Annotated in this window: 17 protein-coding genes; 13 read left to right on the top strand and 4 right to left on the bottom strand. The window is 63.3% G+C overall.

Annotated elements, in window-relative coordinates; all coding sequences use genetic code 11:
- Window positions 1–9 precede the first annotated feature (9 nt).
- The 3 genes from ABUA09_RS02635 to ABUA09_RS02625 all read right to left on the bottom strand — a co-directional run bounded on the left by ABUA09_RS02635 (window position 10) and on the right by ABUA09_RS02625 (window position 1,382).
- Complete coding sequence (locus tag ABUA09_RS02635; RefSeq protein WP_033117653.1) at window positions 10–222, bottom strand: cold-shock protein; 213 nt, start codon at window positions 220–222, stop codon at window positions 10–12.
- Window positions 223–449: 227 nt separating this feature from the next.
- Window positions 450–737 (bottom strand): DUF1294 domain-containing protein, encoded by a 288-nt coding sequence (locus ABUA09_RS02630; protein WP_033117652.1) that lies wholly within the window; start codon window positions 735–737, stop codon window positions 450–452.
- A gap of 6 nt (window positions 738–743) precedes the next feature.
- Complete coding sequence (locus ABUA09_RS02625) at window positions 744–1,382, bottom strand: hypothetical protein (RefSeq protein WP_033117651.1); 639 nt, start codon at window positions 1,380–1,382, stop codon at window positions 744–746.
- A gap of 251 nt (window positions 1,383–1,633) precedes the next feature.
- Here ABUA09_RS02625 and ABUA09_RS02620 point away from each other — a divergent pair, with 251 nt between their 5' ends.
- The 10 genes from ABUA09_RS02620 (at window position 1,634) to ABUA09_RS02575 (ending at window position 8,831) form a co-directional block, all read left to right on the top strand.
- Window positions 1,634–2,851, top strand: a complete 1,218-nt coding sequence (locus ABUA09_RS02620) for an AfsR/SARP family transcriptional regulator (RefSeq protein ID WP_033117650.1) — start codon at window positions 1,634–1,636, stop codon at window positions 2,849–2,851.
- A gap of 4 nt (window positions 2,852–2,855) precedes the next feature.
- Complete coding sequence (locus ABUA09_RS02615) at window positions 2,856–3,599, top strand: sortase (protein WP_195614642.1); 744 nt, start codon at window positions 2,856–2,858, stop codon at window positions 3,597–3,599.
- Window positions 3,596–4,525 (top strand): transglutaminase-like domain-containing protein, encoded by a 930-nt coding sequence (locus tag ABUA09_RS02610; protein ID WP_279202799.1) that lies wholly within the window; start codon window positions 3,596–3,598, stop codon window positions 4,523–4,525. The genes ABUA09_RS02615 and ABUA09_RS02610 overlap by 4 nt, the downstream gene beginning before the upstream one ends.
- Window positions 4,526–4,594: 69 nt before the next feature.
- A complete protein-coding gene (locus ABUA09_RS02605) occupies window positions 4,595–5,635 on the top strand; it encodes a type II secretion system F family protein (protein WP_033117648.1) in 1,041 nt (346 codons plus the stop codon).
- Between the two features lie 4 nt (window positions 5,636–5,639).
- The gene (locus tag ABUA09_RS02600; RefSeq protein WP_033117647.1) at window positions 5,640–5,948 is read left to right on the top strand and encodes a hypothetical protein; all 309 of its coding nucleotides are present in this window, start codon (window positions 5,640–5,642) and stop codon (window positions 5,946–5,948) included.
- A gap of 70 nt (window positions 5,949–6,018) precedes the next feature.
- Entirely contained in the window at window positions 6,019–6,513 is a 495-nt protein-coding gene (locus ABUA09_RS02595) for a DUF4860 domain-containing protein (RefSeq protein ID WP_349949069.1), read from the top strand.
- Window positions 6,510–6,902 (top strand): type IV pilus modification PilV family protein, encoded by a 393-nt coding sequence (locus tag ABUA09_RS02590; RefSeq protein ID WP_058116705.1) that lies wholly within the window; start codon window positions 6,510–6,512, stop codon window positions 6,900–6,902. The genes ABUA09_RS02595 and ABUA09_RS02590 overlap by 4 nt, the downstream gene beginning before the upstream one ends.
- On the top strand, window positions 6,899–7,294 hold the full coding sequence (locus ABUA09_RS02585; protein ID WP_033117645.1) for a hypothetical protein: 396 nt from the start codon (window positions 6,899–6,901) through the stop codon (window positions 7,292–7,294). The genes ABUA09_RS02590 and ABUA09_RS02585 overlap by 4 nt, the downstream gene beginning before the upstream one ends.
- A gap of 14 nt (window positions 7,295–7,308) precedes the next feature.
- A complete protein-coding gene (locus ABUA09_RS02580; RefSeq protein WP_033117644.1) occupies window positions 7,309–8,367 on the top strand; it encodes a type IV pilus twitching motility protein PilT in 1,059 nt (352 codons plus the stop codon).
- 32 nt (window positions 8,368–8,399) lie between these two features.
- Window positions 8,400–8,831 (top strand): hypothetical protein, encoded by a 432-nt coding sequence (locus ABUA09_RS02575; protein WP_195614639.1) that lies wholly within the window; start codon window positions 8,400–8,402, stop codon window positions 8,829–8,831.
- 52 nt (window positions 8,832–8,883) lie between these two features.
- Here ABUA09_RS02575 and ftsH read toward each other — a convergent pair whose 3' ends face one another.
- Window positions 8,884–10,968, bottom strand: a complete 2,085-nt coding sequence (gene ftsH / locus ABUA09_RS02570) for an ATP-dependent zinc metalloprotease FtsH (protein ID WP_195608466.1) — start codon at window positions 10,966–10,968, stop codon at window positions 8,884–8,886.
- A 247-nt stretch (window positions 10,969–11,215) separates the two neighbouring features.
- Here ftsH and rlmB point away from each other — a divergent pair, with 247 nt between their 5' ends.
- From rlmB to ABUA09_RS02555, 3 genes are read left to right on the top strand one after another with little or no spacing between them, the layout of a single operon-like run.
- On the top strand, window positions 11,216–11,992 hold the full coding sequence (rlmB, locus tag ABUA09_RS02565) for a 23S rRNA (guanosine(2251)-2'-O)-methyltransferase RlmB (protein ID WP_349949068.1): 777 nt from the start codon (window positions 11,216–11,218) through the stop codon (window positions 11,990–11,992).
- Between the two features lie 25 nt (window positions 11,993–12,017).
- Window positions 12,018–12,521, top strand: coding sequence for a hypothetical protein (locus ABUA09_RS02560; protein ID WP_349949067.1), 504 nt, complete (start codon window positions 12,018–12,020; stop codon window positions 12,519–12,521).
- 45 nt (window positions 12,522–12,566) lie between these two features.
- The gene (locus tag ABUA09_RS02555) at window positions 12,567–14,186 is read left to right on the top strand and encodes an HAD family hydrolase (protein WP_349949066.1); all 1,620 of its coding nucleotides are present in this window, start codon (window positions 12,567–12,569) and stop codon (window positions 14,184–14,186) included.
- The last annotated feature ends 47 nt before the right edge of the window (window positions 14,187–14,233 follow it).

Below are 14,233 nucleotides of genomic sequence, written 5' to 3'. Positions count from 1 at the left end.
GCTGCCTTTTCAGCCGGGGATCACGTTCACGGCGCGCAGGCCCCGGTTCCCACGGGGATCGGGCTCCGTGTCAAAGGTGACCTTCTGGCCCTCGGCGAGCTGACGGTAGCCATCCGTCTGAATGGCGGAAAAGTGGACGAACACGTCCTCGCCGCCATCGTCATTGGAGATGAAGCCGAAGCCCTTCTCCGCGTTGAACCACTTCACAGTACCCTGATACATATCGGATACCTCCTAAAAAGAACTTGTTTTGTGAGACAAAAAGGCGCCCTTCCCCAATCCGTATAAACGATCAGGGGAGGGCGCCAATCATTTCATACATCAAAACAGCTTCTTTATCATAGCATTTCATCCGGAGATTGTCAAGGAGAAATCTTTATCCATCCGGTGACATCCAAGGGACCGGCTCCGGCCCCGAACGCAGACCCGCATACGGAAAAACGGCGGACTCATCCCAGCGCCAGCCAAACCAGCGCGGTCAGGTCCAGGACCGCCAGGGCAGGAAATCCGAATTTGAAATACCAATGCCGCGTCTTGTGGCGGAAGCACCGCATGCCCAAATACCCGCCCGGCGCACCGCCCAGCAGGGCAAAGGCCCAGAGGGTAAGCTCCGGGATCCTCCAAGCATCCCGTTTTGCCTTCCACTTGTCCACCCCCATGAGGGCAAAATCCACAGCGCTCAGGAAGAGCACCCAGAGCCCCGCTACCGCCCAGTGGGCCGTCAACCATGTCCGCATCCCGGCTCAGCCTCCCGCCGGCGCCACGAGCCCGCCGCCCAGCTTGGTGGTCCGGAACCAGAGCCGAAAGTCCGCCGTGATCTCCCGCCCGCCGTCCAAAACCGTGCACAGAAGGGGGCCGTCACTGTGTTCCTCCAGGCCGATCACCGTCACCCAATGCCAGTCGTCCAGCCCTTTGGCCTCTCCGCTGTGCAGGTTGAGCCAGGCCACCGGAGAGTCCGCCTCCAGCGCGGAGCGCAGGAACGCGGCGCACTGGTCCACGGTGGGCCGGGCCAGCTTGAACCGCGGGATATCCAAAGTCCGCAGGGAGATCTGCACGCCCTTCTGCGCGGCAAAGCCGGCAAAGCCCTTGGTGAAGAGGTGCAGGGTGTTGACCCCCTTTTTCCCCGGCGTAACATGCGCCCACAGCTCGTCCATCAGGGCCGTCACATCCATCCGCTCCCAGCTCCCGGAGGGATAGAGCGGCCGGCAAGGGGGGCGGGTCTGCGCCAGATAGCTCACCAGCATAGCCGCCGCCGTAGGCGCGCAGCCGGCCTTTCGCTGCCACTCGTCGCCAAACCACTCCTGGTCGGCGCCCCTCCAGGTCCGCTCTCCCTCTGTAATGGTAAGAAGATCCGGATGTATGAGAGAATAGGTCCGCTCCATGTCGGTGCCTCCGTCGTTGTTGTGATGATTTTCCTTATTTTACATCACCAAGGTCGGAATAGCAAGGCTCTCACCCGTTATACAGCAGGTGTGCCCCCCATTTTCCGTTGTAAAAATGACCAAAATTCGTGTTTTCCCCTGTTTCCCCTCATTTCCGAAAAAAAGATGCTTCCATCCGGCCGGTGATTGCGTTATAATGAAATCTGTATCAATATCTGCCGGAAGGGCAGTTGGAAAAGGAGGCCCTGCGCATGAAAAAGTCCGCCGAGCCCTCGGTCTACGCTGGTACCGTGTCGATTTCTCTGCTGGGCGGCTTCTCTCTGGAGATGAATGGCGCGACCCTGACGGATGATATTAATCGCTCCCTGAAGCTGTGGAGCGTCCTGGCCTACCTTGTCCTGCATCGGAACCGTCCTGTGCCCCAGTCGGAATTTATCGAGCTCTTCTGGCCGGAGGACAACAGCTCCAATCCGGTCAATGCGCTCAAGACCCTTCTGTACCGGATTCGCGCCATGCTGGAGCCCCTCTTTGGCCCCGAGGTCCAACCCATCCTGGCCCAGCGGGGGGCTTACTCCTGGAACCCTGCGGTGACCTGCGAGCTGGACGCCGACCGGTTCGAGGCCCTCTGCTTTCAGGCCTCCAACGAAGATCTGCCCGACGCCGCACGCATAGAACTCTACCGGCAGGCGGTGGCCCTTTATCAGGGCGATCTGCTGCCCAAGCTAAACCATCAGATGTGGCTGATCCCTCTCTCGGTCCATTATCATACGCTGTACCTAGAGGCCGTGAAGGCCCTGGCCGCCCTACTGGACCGCGCCGAGCTCTTCGACGAGATGCAGCTCGTCTGCCAGCGGGCCAGCAGTCTGGACAATCTGGACGAGGGCCTTCACACCCTGATCGTCCGTTCTCTCCTCCGGCAGGGCAAGGACGCCGCCGCCCTGGATCACTATGAGAAGGCCACCGACCTTCTCTACCGCAATCTGGGGGTGCGTCCCTCGGAGGAGCTGCGCGCGCTCTACACCGAGATCATGGCCACGGAAAAGACCCTTGAGACCGATCTGGGGGCCATTATGGCCGATCTGAAGGAGACCGCCGCCCGGCCCGGCGCCTTTGTCTGTGAATACGGTTTTTTCCGGGAGGCCTACCGGCTGGAGGTCCGCAGGGCCGTCCGCAGCGGCGCCTGCGTCCATCTGTGCCTGATCACCGTCTCCCTGCCGGACGGGAGCGTACCGCCCCTCAAGGTCCTCTCCTCCACCATGGAGCAGCTTCAGGACGTGCTGGTCCGCAGCCTGCGCAGGGGCGACGTGGTTTCCAAATTCAGCGGGGCTCAGTTTGTCGTCATGCTGCCCGCCGCCAACTTTGAGGACAGCAACATGGTCATGGATCGGGTGGTCAACGCATTTTACCAGCAGCATCGGCGTAACTTTCTGAAGCTGACCGTCCGCGTCCGGGAATTGGAGCTGGGCTGAGACTATGAAATTCCGTTCCAAACAGTTTTGGGTGGCCGTCCTGGTCCTATGCGCCGTGGTGTGCCTGATCGCCGCCCTGGCGCTGCTTCTGCCCCGCGGCGGCCAGCCGGTCCAGCCCGCGCCTACGCCCTCGCCCACCGCCGTCCCCCTGCCGGAGCCCGTACCGGAGGGCACGCCGGAACCGGAACCTACCGCATCCGCCATCCCGGAGGAGGTGGACGGTCTGCCGGTAGGGAAGTGGGTCATCACGGCGGAGCGCAAGGCCTATGTGGAGGACAGCCTGACCCTGTATCTTCCGGCGATCCAAATTACCCGGGCCGTCCACGACGGCACCGACGCTGCCACCCTGAACCGGGGTGTGGGGCTCTATGAGTATGCCCAGCTGCCTGGAGAGGGCAACCGGAACGTCTCCCTGGCGGGCCACCGGAACGGCCTAGACAAAAACGGGAACATCACGGACCACGCCCCTTTTTACTATGTGGATCAGCTGGGGGAAGGAGATTATCTCTACCTCTACGACAGCCAGCACGTTTACCGCTATCTCTATGACGACACCTGGGTGGTGGAGCCCGACGACTGGGGGCCCATCGCCACCACCGGCTATTCCTGCATCACCATCACCTCCTGCACACCCATCGGCATTTCCGACCACCGCATCGTGGTACGGGGCGTGCTGGATGAAATTTTTGACTACACCAGAGACTTTGATTTCATTGCCCATGTTTCAGAGGAGGAACCCCTTTCATGAGACACAGATTTGTACACCGGGCCGGTACCCTGGCCCTGACGCTGCTGATGGTGGCCCTCTCCACCCTGATGGTGGGGGCTTCCGGGGACCGGGCCAAGGCGGAAAAGGCCTCCAGCCTCCCCGAAAAAGAGGCCGTCAAGACCGGCGTCACCGTCTATTCCAACGCCAAGGCCAGCATAGACGCCTCCAATCTCTCGGAGGGCTACCTCATCGTAAAATACACCGGCGGCAAGAGCGTGCGCATCAAGGTGCAGATCACCAAGTCCGGCGGCACCACCTACACCTATGACCTCAACAATGCCGGGACGACCGAGACCTTTCCGCTTACCGAGGGGGACGGCACCTATGCGGTGAAGGTCTTTGAGAACACCTCGGGCACCAAATACGCCCAGGCCTACTCCACCTCCGTGACCATGACCCTGCGCAACGATTTTCTCCCCTTCCTCTATCCCAACCAGTTTGTAAATTACACCTCCGGCTCCCAGACCGTGTCTATGGCCGCGGAACTGTGCAAGGACAAGAGCGGCGATCTGGACAAGGTGACGGCCGTTTTTGACTACGTGGTGGACCACTTCACTTATGACTATGACAAGGCCGCCACCGTGCAGAGCGGCTACCTCCCCGACGTGGACAAGGTGCTAGAGGCCAAGAAGGGCATCTGCTTTGACTACGCCGCTGTGATGTCGGCCATGCTCCGCAGCCAGAACATCCCCTGCAAGCTGGTGGTGGGCTATGCCGGGGAGATCTATCACGCCTGGATCAACGTGTACATTGAGGGCGTGGGCTGGGTGGACAGGGTGATCTATTTCGACGGGGAGAACTGGACCCTGATGGACCCCACCTTTACCTCCACCGGAAAGCGCAGCAACTCCATCATGAAATATGTCACCGACGAAAGCAACTACAGCCAGAAGTACGCCTATTAAGCAGCCGGGAGACCGGGCGGCAGCAGGCCGCCCGTTTTCCTGTCCCATATGGCAACTGTGAGGTGCGCTATGAACGAACAGAGTTCCAGGACAACCAGATCCCTCACCGCCGACGAGCTCTCCGTCCTGTGCTGGCAGCTCTCCCTGCTCAGCCGGGCGGGCGTCCCCTGGACGGAGTGCGCCGGCCTCCTGCTGGAGGACGGCCAGCCCCCCAGAGTGAAGGCGGCGCTCACCCAGCTGCAGGGGCCGCTCTCGGAAGGGGTCCCCCTCTCCAGCGCCATGGAGGCCGCCGGCACGTTTCCCCCCTATCTGCTCCGGATGGTGGAGATCGGCCAGCTCTCCGGCCGCTTGGACCAGGTGCTCTCCGCCCTCTCGGACTATTACCGGCGGGAATCCGCCACCCTGGACGCCATCCGCCGGGCGGTGACCTATCCCGCCGTCATGGCCGCCCTGATCGCCCTAGTGTTCCTGGTGCTGGTCAGCCGGGTCTTGCCCGTCTTTTCCCAGGTATTTTCCCAATTGGGGGCCGGCCTTTCCCCGGTGGCCGCCGCGCTGCTGGGCTCCGGCTCCACCGGTCAGATCATCGCCTATATCCTCTCCGGCCTTCTGCTGGCGGGCGCGGTGGCGCTGCTCCTCTTTTTCCGCGGGGAGCGGGGCGTCCGCCTCTTTTCCCGGGGCGCCACGGCCGAGGCCGTGGCCCGCGGACGCTTTTCCTCCGCCATGGCCCTGATGCTCCAGAGCGGACTGCCCCTGGACGAGGCCATGGAGCGGACCTCCGAGCTGCTGGAGGGCTCCCCTCTGGCCGAACGGTTCCTGGACTGCCGCCGCCGCGTCTCGGAGGGAGCCTCTTTTCCCTGTGCGGTGGAGGACGCAGGCGTACTCACCGGTCTCCAGGCCGGGCTGCTCTCCGCCGGGTTCCGCACCGGCGTGTCTGAGGAGGCCATGGCCGAGCTGGCCCGGCGCTGCCAGGCCGAAGCCGATGAGCGCCTGAGCCGTCTGCTCTCCCGCTTTGAGTATCTTCTGGTCATCGTCCTGTGCGCGGCGGTGGGCCTTGTCCTCCTCTCCGTGATGCTCCCGCTGCTGGGGGTCCTCTCCGCCATTGGAGGCTGAGGCTATGAGACGGTTTTTTACTTGGGCCCTGCCCGTTTTCCTGCTGCTGATCTGTGTCCCCCTGGTCCTGTTCCTGCTCGCCGGGACGCTGGGCGCCCGGGCGGATCAGGAGGCGCTGGCGCTGGCGGAGGAGTCTGTCCGCCGGGCGGCAGTGCAGTGCTATGCGCTGGAGGGCGCTTACCCGCAGGATCTGTCCCATCTGGAAGAGCGTTACGGCGTCTCTGTGGATGCCGACCGCTTCCGTGTGGACTACATCTATATTGCCTCCAACCTGATGCCCGACATCACCATCGTCCCCTTAAGCGGCGCATGAGTCCCGTCCGCCCGCCGGCTCGGGCGCGCATCGCCCCATCCTTCTCCAGAAAGGAGCGCGTGATCTCATTATGAATGGTTCTCACAGCGCCCTGCGCTCCGCCGCCATTTTTGTCCTGTGCGGCCTTTTTGCGGTGCTGGCCATGGGGCTTGCCCTCCTTTCCAGCGGCGTCTACCGCTCCACCACCGCTGAATCCGACCGGAACTTCACCCGCCGCACCGCTCTGAGCTATCTGGTGAATCAGATCCGTCAGGCGGATGGGACCGGCCGCGTGGCGGTGGGCACCTTCGGCGGTTCCGACGCGCTGGCCCTCACAGAGCATCTGGACGGTACCGACTACGTGACCATCCTCTACTGCCTGGACGGGCAGCTCCGGGAACTCTATACCGAGGCGGGCTTCGGCCTGCTACCTGAGGACGGCATCCCTGTCCTGGAGCTCCAGAGCCTGACCCTTTCCTCTGAAGGCGGACTCCTCACCCTTACTGTTACGGCCCCGAACGGGGAGAGGGCCACAGTCTCACTGTCTCCCCGGTGCGGGCTCCGGGAGGAGGTGGGTGCGCTGTGAGGACAACGCCCCGTTCCCGCCTTCTGCTCATTGAGCTCATCTGCGACTTTATCATTTTCTCCCTGTGTGCCGTGGTCTGCGTCACACTGCTCTCTCAGGCCCGGATCATGAGCCGGGAGAGCTCCCAGCTCACAGAGGCGGTCTATATCGCCCAGGACGCCGCCGAACGCTATCGCGCCGGACTGCCCGTCTACAGCAGCTATTTTACAGACGGCACGCCGGATACCTCCACCCTTGACCCGTTACTGAAATCCTCGGTACCCGAGTACAGCGTCTCACTTTCCGAGGAGGGCGCTCTGGTGCAGATATCTGTCTTCTCCAGCTTTCCCATGGAAGATCCTGTGCCGCTTTACACCCTGACCGTGCGGAAGGAGGAGGCTGCCTCATGAGAGAAAAAGGTTCCTCCCCCATCGGCGTGGGGGTGCTCACTGTGCTCACGGTGCTGCTGGTGCTGATCCTGGCGGTCTTTTCCGCCCTCACCTATACCTCCGCCCGGGCCGATCTGGCCCTCTCCCGGACCAACGCGGATACGGTTTCAGCCTACTATGCCGCGGACAGCGAGGCCGCAGGACTTCTCGACGCATTCCGCCGGGACACCGACCCGGAGCTGGAGGCCACGCTTCCCATGACCCAGTCCCAATCCCTTTATATCCACCTCCTCCGGGAGGAGGACGGCGCCGTCTCGATCCTGGCCTGGGAAGTCGTTCCTGCCCGTGAGGAGGGAGAGGACCTGGAGGGGGAGCATCTGCCTGTTTTCAACGGCGCCCTGCCGGGCGCATAGAAGGAGAGTCTGCTATGTCCCTCAACGAAATCCTCCGTGAGGCCGTCCAACGCGAGGCCTCCGACGTGTTGCTGATCGCCGGTCTGCCCGTGTCCTACAAGGTGAACGGCCATATCTGCAGGGAGGGGGAGCGCCTTTTTCCCGAACATACCCGGGTCCTGGTGGAGGAGCTCTATTCTCTGGCCGCGCGCCCCATAGAACGCTTTCTGGAGACCGGAGACGACGACTTTTCCTTCGCCCTCCCCGGCCTCTCCCGCTTCCGGGTCAACGCCCTCCGCCAGCGCGGCTCCCTGGCCCTGGTCATCCGGGTGGTGTCCTTTTCCCTCCCGGACTGGAGGGCGCTGGGCATCCCTGAAAACGTGATGGCCTTCGCCAACTTTCCCCACGGTCTGGTCCTCTTTACCGGTCCGGCGGGAAGCGGCAAGAGCACCACGCTGGCCTGTCTGGTGGACACCATCAACACCACCCGGGAGGCCCATGTCATCACCATCGAGGACCCTCTGGAGTACCTGCATCAGCACAAAAAGAGCGTGGTCACACAGAGGGAGCTCTACACCGATACCCGTTCCTATGAGGCCGCTCTCCGCGCCGCCCTGCGGGAGGCTCCCGACGTCATTCTCCTGGGGGAGATGCGGGATGCCGAGACCATCAAGGCCGCCGTGACCGCCGCCGAGACGGGGCATCTGGTCATCTCCACCCTCCACACCATCGGAGCTGCCAACACGGTGGACCGCATCGTGGACACCTTTCCGCCGGAGCAGCAGCGGCAGATCCGCACACAGCTTGCCCTGGCGCTGGAGGGTGTGGTCTCCCAGCAGCTCCTCGCCGCCGAGGGCGGTACGCTGATTCCCGCCTTCGAGGTCATGACTGTGACCCCGGCGGTACGGAACATGATCCGGGAGTCCAAGGCCTTTCAGTTGGACAGCGTCATCTCCACCTCCGGGGCGCTGGGAATGATCACCATGGACCAGAGCATCCTGGAACTGGTCCGGGGGGGCCGGGTCTCCCGGGACACCGCCCTCCGCCATGCGTCCAACCCGGACTGGTTGGAAAAACGGCTGAGCAGTCTTTGACCGATCGATCGCAAGAGGGGGCACCTTTTCTCATGAAGCTGAACCATCAAAACGGCTTGATCCGCGTATGTGTGGACGACATCGCCGGAAACCGGGTCTCCGGGCGAGTTTACAGCCAGCGCCTGACCTCGCCCATGGCATTTCTGGACCTGGGCGGGCTGCTCCTCCAATTGGAGGAGCTGTTGGAGGCACAGAACTTTCCCCAGGCTTTCCAGCGTATCCGCACCTTCTCCCCCGACAAGCTCCCCGAGCGCAGCGACGGCGTGCTGCCTGAGGGGGCTATGTCTCCGGAGGAGGTCAGCGCCGCCTCCGGAAAGCGGGCCACCTTCATCCTCCATGTCCTCACCAGGCAGAACGCCACCTGGCAGGGCACAGTGGACTGGCTCTGCGGCGGAGAGCCCGACGCCTTTTCCAGTGATCTGGAATTTCTCAAATTGGTGGAGCGCCACATCGCCGCGCTGTAAGAACAAAAATACCGGGCCTGTCCGTGTGGACAGGCCCGGTATTTTTGTTTGATCAGAGCTCATCGTCGTCCTTGCCGGGCTCCGGCCAGCCTGGGTCGCTCCCCTGGGGGAACGACTCCTGCTCCTGCGTTTCCCCCGCGTCCTGGCTCCCATCAAAGATATGGATCTTTCTGGCGGGAGGCTCATCGCTCTGGGGCACGGCCCGGGTGGAAGCATAGGCGTCCTCCACCTGGGTGGGGTCCCGGCCCTCGATGATGGCCACCATCTCTCCGCCGGTGATGGTCTCCTTCTCCAGCAGATAGGCCACCACCTTGTGCATGTCCTCCAGATTGTCCCGGAGCAGCGCCACAGCGGCCCCATAACACTGGTCCAGCAGGTCCTTGACCGCCTTGTCCATGCGAGCCGCGGTCTCCTGGGCACAGTCCAGCCCATAGCCGCCGTCCAGGTACTGATTGCGGACGGAGCCCAGGGCCATCATGCCGAATTCCTCGCTCATGCCGTACATGGCCACCATGTTTCGGGCGATATTGGTGGCCTCCTGGATGTCCTGAGAGGCCCCGTTGGTCATGGTGTTCAGCACCACCTCTTCGGCGGCGCGCCCGCCCATGGAGACGGTGATCTTGGCCATCAGCTCATCCCTGGTACGCAGGTTCGTCTTATCCTCTTCGGGCATCAGCAGGGTATAACCCAGAGAGCCCTCGGTGTGGGGGACGATGGTGATCTTCTGCACCGGCTCGGCGTTCTTCTGCTTATAGGCCACCATCGCGTGGCCCACCTCATGATAGGCCACCAGCTTTTTCTCAAACTCAGTGAGCACCGAATTCTTCTTTTCACTGCCTGCGATGACGAATTCAAAGGAGGCCAGCAGATCCGCCTGGTTCACCGTCTTGCGGCCCATACGCACCGCCCGGAGGGCGGCCTCGTTCACCAGATTGGCAAGGTCTGCGCCCACAGTGCCGGCGGTGGCCAGGGCGATCTTTCGGAGGTCCACGTCCTCGGCCAGCTTGATCCTCCGGGTGTGGACCTGGAGCGTGGCCAGCCGCCCGGCCAGATTGGGCCGGTCGATGGTAATGCGCCGGTCGAAGCGCCCGGGACGCAGCAGGGCTTGGTCCAGCACCTCGGGCCGGTTGGTGGCCCCCAGGACGATGACGCCCTTGCTGGGGTCAAAGCCGTCCAGCTCCGCCAGAAGCTGGTTCAGGGTCTGCTCCCGCTCATCGTTGCCGCCCAGCCGGTTGTCCCGGGACTTGCCGATGGTGTCGATCTCGTCGATAAAGATGATGCAGGGGGCCATCTTGCTGGCCTCCTTGAAGAGGTCCCGGACCCGGGAGGCGCCCACGCCCACGAACATCTCCACAAAATCGGAGCCGGAGATGGAGAAGAAGGGGACGTTGGCCTCGCCGGCCACGGCCTTGGCCAGCAGCGTCTTGCCGGTGCCCGGGGGGCCCACCAGCAGCGCGCCCTTGGGCAGCTTGGCGCCGATCTCGGTATACTTCTGCGGGTTGTGGAGAATATCTATGATCTCCACCATGGATTCCTTGGCCTCGTCCTGACCGGCCACATCCTTAAAGGTGACACCGGTGGATTTCTCCACGTAGACCTTGGCGTTGGCCTTGCCCACGCCGCCCAGACCGCCGCCCATCTTGGACGACATGTTCCGGAAGAGGAAGGAGAGGAGCACCATCATCAGCACCGTGGGCAGGATCCAGGTGAGCAGGAACTCGATGATGGGGGAGAGCTGCTCAATATAGGGAGCCTCATAGCCCACGCCGTGCTCGTCCAGGATGTCCAGCAGCCGGTCATCCGCGATGGGGGCGCAGTAATAGGTGTCGCCGTCCCCGCGCTCAGACCGGACGGCGCCGGCCACCTCCTCCAGATTTTCCAGCCCCGGTATCGGGGTCACCTCCGGCTGAGAGGTGTCCTGAGGCGTGGACGCCGAAGGCTTTTTTTCCTCTTTGGGATAGATGGTGTACTTGTTGCTCTCCAGCAGTACCCGCTCCACCTTGTCCTCCCGCACCATCTGGAGAAACTCGCTGTAGCTGATCTTGGTGGATTTTGAGGTCGACATAGAGGTGTACAGGAAGTTCACCATCAGAGTAATCACAAGAGCCCAGAGGATGATGGAGACAATGCCCATCATATTCTTATTGGATGAGGGGCCCTTACCGCCGCTGTTCTGATTCAAAAGGCGTGTCCTCCTTTTTGGAAACAATTCGCCTGCTATCTTTTCTCATAACAAGTTTGTCTGTATCTTACCACACCACACCTTAAAAAACAAGAAAACGGGCGGTAAACTTTCTGTGAATGGGTCCGTATTCTCTCTTTTTATCGGCGACCAAATATGGTATACTGTTTGCTGATTGAATGGAAAGGCAGGACAAGCCAGCATGAGAGAACATCGGACGGGCCGGCCGGAGCCCATGGCGGAGGCCGACGGCATCATCGAAGGCCGCAACGCCGTGATCGAGGCGCTGCGGGCCGGGACCCCCATCGATAAGATCTATCTCGCCCGTGGAGAGACCGACGCGGCCTTGGGGCACATCGCCTCCACGGCAAGGGGCAAGGGCATTGTGGTGGTGGAGGCCGACCGGCGGAAGCTGGACGGCATGAGCCTCACCCACTCCCATCAGGGAGTCATCGCCATGGCCGCCGTTCGGGCGTATGCCACGGTGGATGCGATTCTCAGCGCCGCCCGTGAGAAGGGAGACCCCCCCCTGGTGGTGGTGTGCGATGAGCTCTCCGACCCCCACAACCTGGGGGCGGTCATCCGCACCGCGGAGTGCGCCGGCGCCCACGGCATCATCATCCCCAAGCGCCGCTCCGCCGGGCTCACCGCCATCGTGGCCAAGACTTCGGCGGGTGCGGTGGCCCACGTCCCGGTGGCCCGGGTGCCCAACCTGCCTGCCCTCCTCAAAGAGCTCAAGGAGGAGGGCCTGTGGGTCTTCGGCGCCGAGGCGGACGGTACCACCCGCCTCTATGACGCGGATCTGAAGGGTCCCGCCGCCATCGTCATCGGCAGCGAGGGCGCGGGAATGGGCCGTCTGGTGGCCGAGTGCTGCGATTTTAAGGTCAGTATCCCCATGCGGGGCAAGCTCAATTCCCTCAACGCCTCCGCTGCGGCCGCCATCCTGCTCTACGAGGCGGTCCGCCAGCGGCTGGGCTGATATCAAACGCAAAAGGAAGTCCGATATGTCAAAAGACCGGGACGATGAACTGAATAGCAGCCCGGAATTTTCCCTGGAGGAGATCCTGGCCGAGTTCGGCGGCGGAGGGCAGAGGGACGACGTCCCCTCCGCCGGAGGCCCCGACCTCCCCTGGCCGGAGGCCCGGCATGCGCCTCCGCCTCAGAACGTGGTGCCTTTTCCCGGCATGCGCGCCCAGGACCCGCCTGCGGAAGAGGCGCCGTCAGAGGGGGAGGAGGCTCCGGAGGAGGAGCTTCCCCCGCCTCCGCCGCCGGGGAAGCCCAAAAAGCCCCCCGTCTCCGAAAAGGTCCTGGAGTTTCCCGAGGACGAGACGCCGCCCCTTCAGGCGGGCATCGAGCATCTGAAGCGGAAAGCGGATGCATACGCCGAGAAGATGTTTGAGGATGAGGGGAAGGAGGTCTCAGAGGAGACCGTCCGCTTTGAGCGCCTCATCCCCGGCGTGGACGAGGAGGACGACGACGAGGAGGCGCCCCGTCCACGGGAGCGGTAGCCCCGAAAGGCGCCGGAGCCGCCGCCGGATCTGCCGCCCGGCCAGTTGGCCGGGCGGTACGGCAAGGGCCTGGGCCTGCTGCGGCTCCGCACGGCGCTGGTCTTTCTGCTAACCCGGCCGCTCCTCTGGATGGCGCTGGCGCCCTTCTTCCTCCTGCCCCTGCCGGGGGCGCTCCAGGGCTCCTTCCCCCTCCAGGTCTGGTGCTCGGCCGGGCTGCTGGCCGTGTCCATGGTGCTGGGGATCGACGTCCTGGCCCGCGGCCTGGTGCAGCTCTTTCTGTTTCGGCCCGGGGCGGACACCGCCGCCGCCTTCGCCTGTGTCTTTACGCTGGCGGACGCCCTCACACAGTTGGAGCGGATGCCGGAGCGGGATACCCTGCCTTACAGCGCCGCCGCGGCGCTGGCCCTCTTCTGCTGCATGTGGGGGACCTATGCCAAGCGCCAGGGCCTGCGGCTCTCCTGTCGGACGGCGGCATCCGCCTCCACCCCCTATCTGGTGACGCTGGACCCCAGGAGCTGGAACGGAAGGGACACCTATGCCAAGTGGTCCGGCCCCATTCACGGCTATGGAAGCCAGATCCAGGAGGAGGACGGCGCGCAGCGGGTCTTCCGTATCTCCGTCCCCCTGCTTCTGCTGGGCAGCTTTCTCTGCTCCCTCATTGCCTCGGTGGGGGAAGGGAGAGGGGATCACCTGCTCTGGTGCCTCTCCGCCACGCTGACGGCCTCCGCATCCTTCTCCGGGCTGCTCATTTTTGCCCGTCCCTACCGGACCCTGGCCCGGCGGCTCTCCTCCAGCGGAGCCGCCCTGGCGGGCTGGTCCGGAGCGGTTAGATCGGGCAGGGCCATCCTGCTCACCGACACCGACCTCTTTCCCCCCGGCATGGTATCCCTCAACGGCATTAAGGTCTTTGGAGACTTTTCCGTGGAAAAGGTGGTGGCCGTCTGTGCCACCCTCATCCGGGAGAGCGGCTCGGGCCTGGACAAGATCTTTCACGACCTGCTCCGGGCACAGGGTGCGGTCTACCGCCGGTGCAGCGGCTTCCAACGCCACGAGGGTGGCGGGCTGTCCGCCGATATCCGCGGCGAGCACATTCTGGTGGGCTCCGCCTCCTTTATGGCACTGATGGAGGTGTCCCTACCCCAGGGGCTCAACGTCAGAAACGCCGTCTTCTGCGCCATCGACGGGGAACTGGCCGGTATCTTTGCCCTCAACTATGTCCTCCACGGCACCATCTCACCGGCCATTTCAGCCCTGGTAGGGGCCCATGTCTCCCCGGTGCTGTGCACCAGGGATTTTAACCTCATCCCCGCCATGCTGCGGCAGAAGTTCAAGCTCCCTGTGGAAAAAATGGACTTCCCCTCTGTGGAGCGCCGCACCGAGCTCTCCGATCCGGACGCGCCGCACAGTCCCCGCATCACGGCGGTGCTGTGCCGGGAGGGGCTGGGCCCCTTTTCCGAAGCCGTGGTGGGGGCCAAGCGGCTGAAGATCGCCGTGCGCATCTCATCGGCGCTGTCTGTGCTGGGCTCTGTTATCGGGTTGCTTCTGGCCTTTTATCTCACCTTCGTCTCCGCCTGGCAGTCCATCTCCCCGGCACAGATGGTGGTCTTTCTCGCCGCATGGCTGGTCCCCACGCTCCTCATCTCCAATTGGGTGAACCGCTATTGAGCGCTTCCGGCCTCGACAGACAAACGCGCGGCGGAGCAGGGCCGAAA

Source organism: Intestinimonas sp. RTP31139st1_F5_RTP31139_211217 (assembly GCF_040226735.1).
In the GTDB taxonomy this organism is placed as follows: domain Bacteria; phylum Bacillota; class Clostridia; order Oscillospirales; family Oscillospiraceae; genus Intestinimonas; species Intestinimonas butyriciproducens.
The sequence above is the reverse complement of the archived record's forward strand: the minus strand, read 5'-3'. Positions and strand labels throughout refer to the sequence as shown.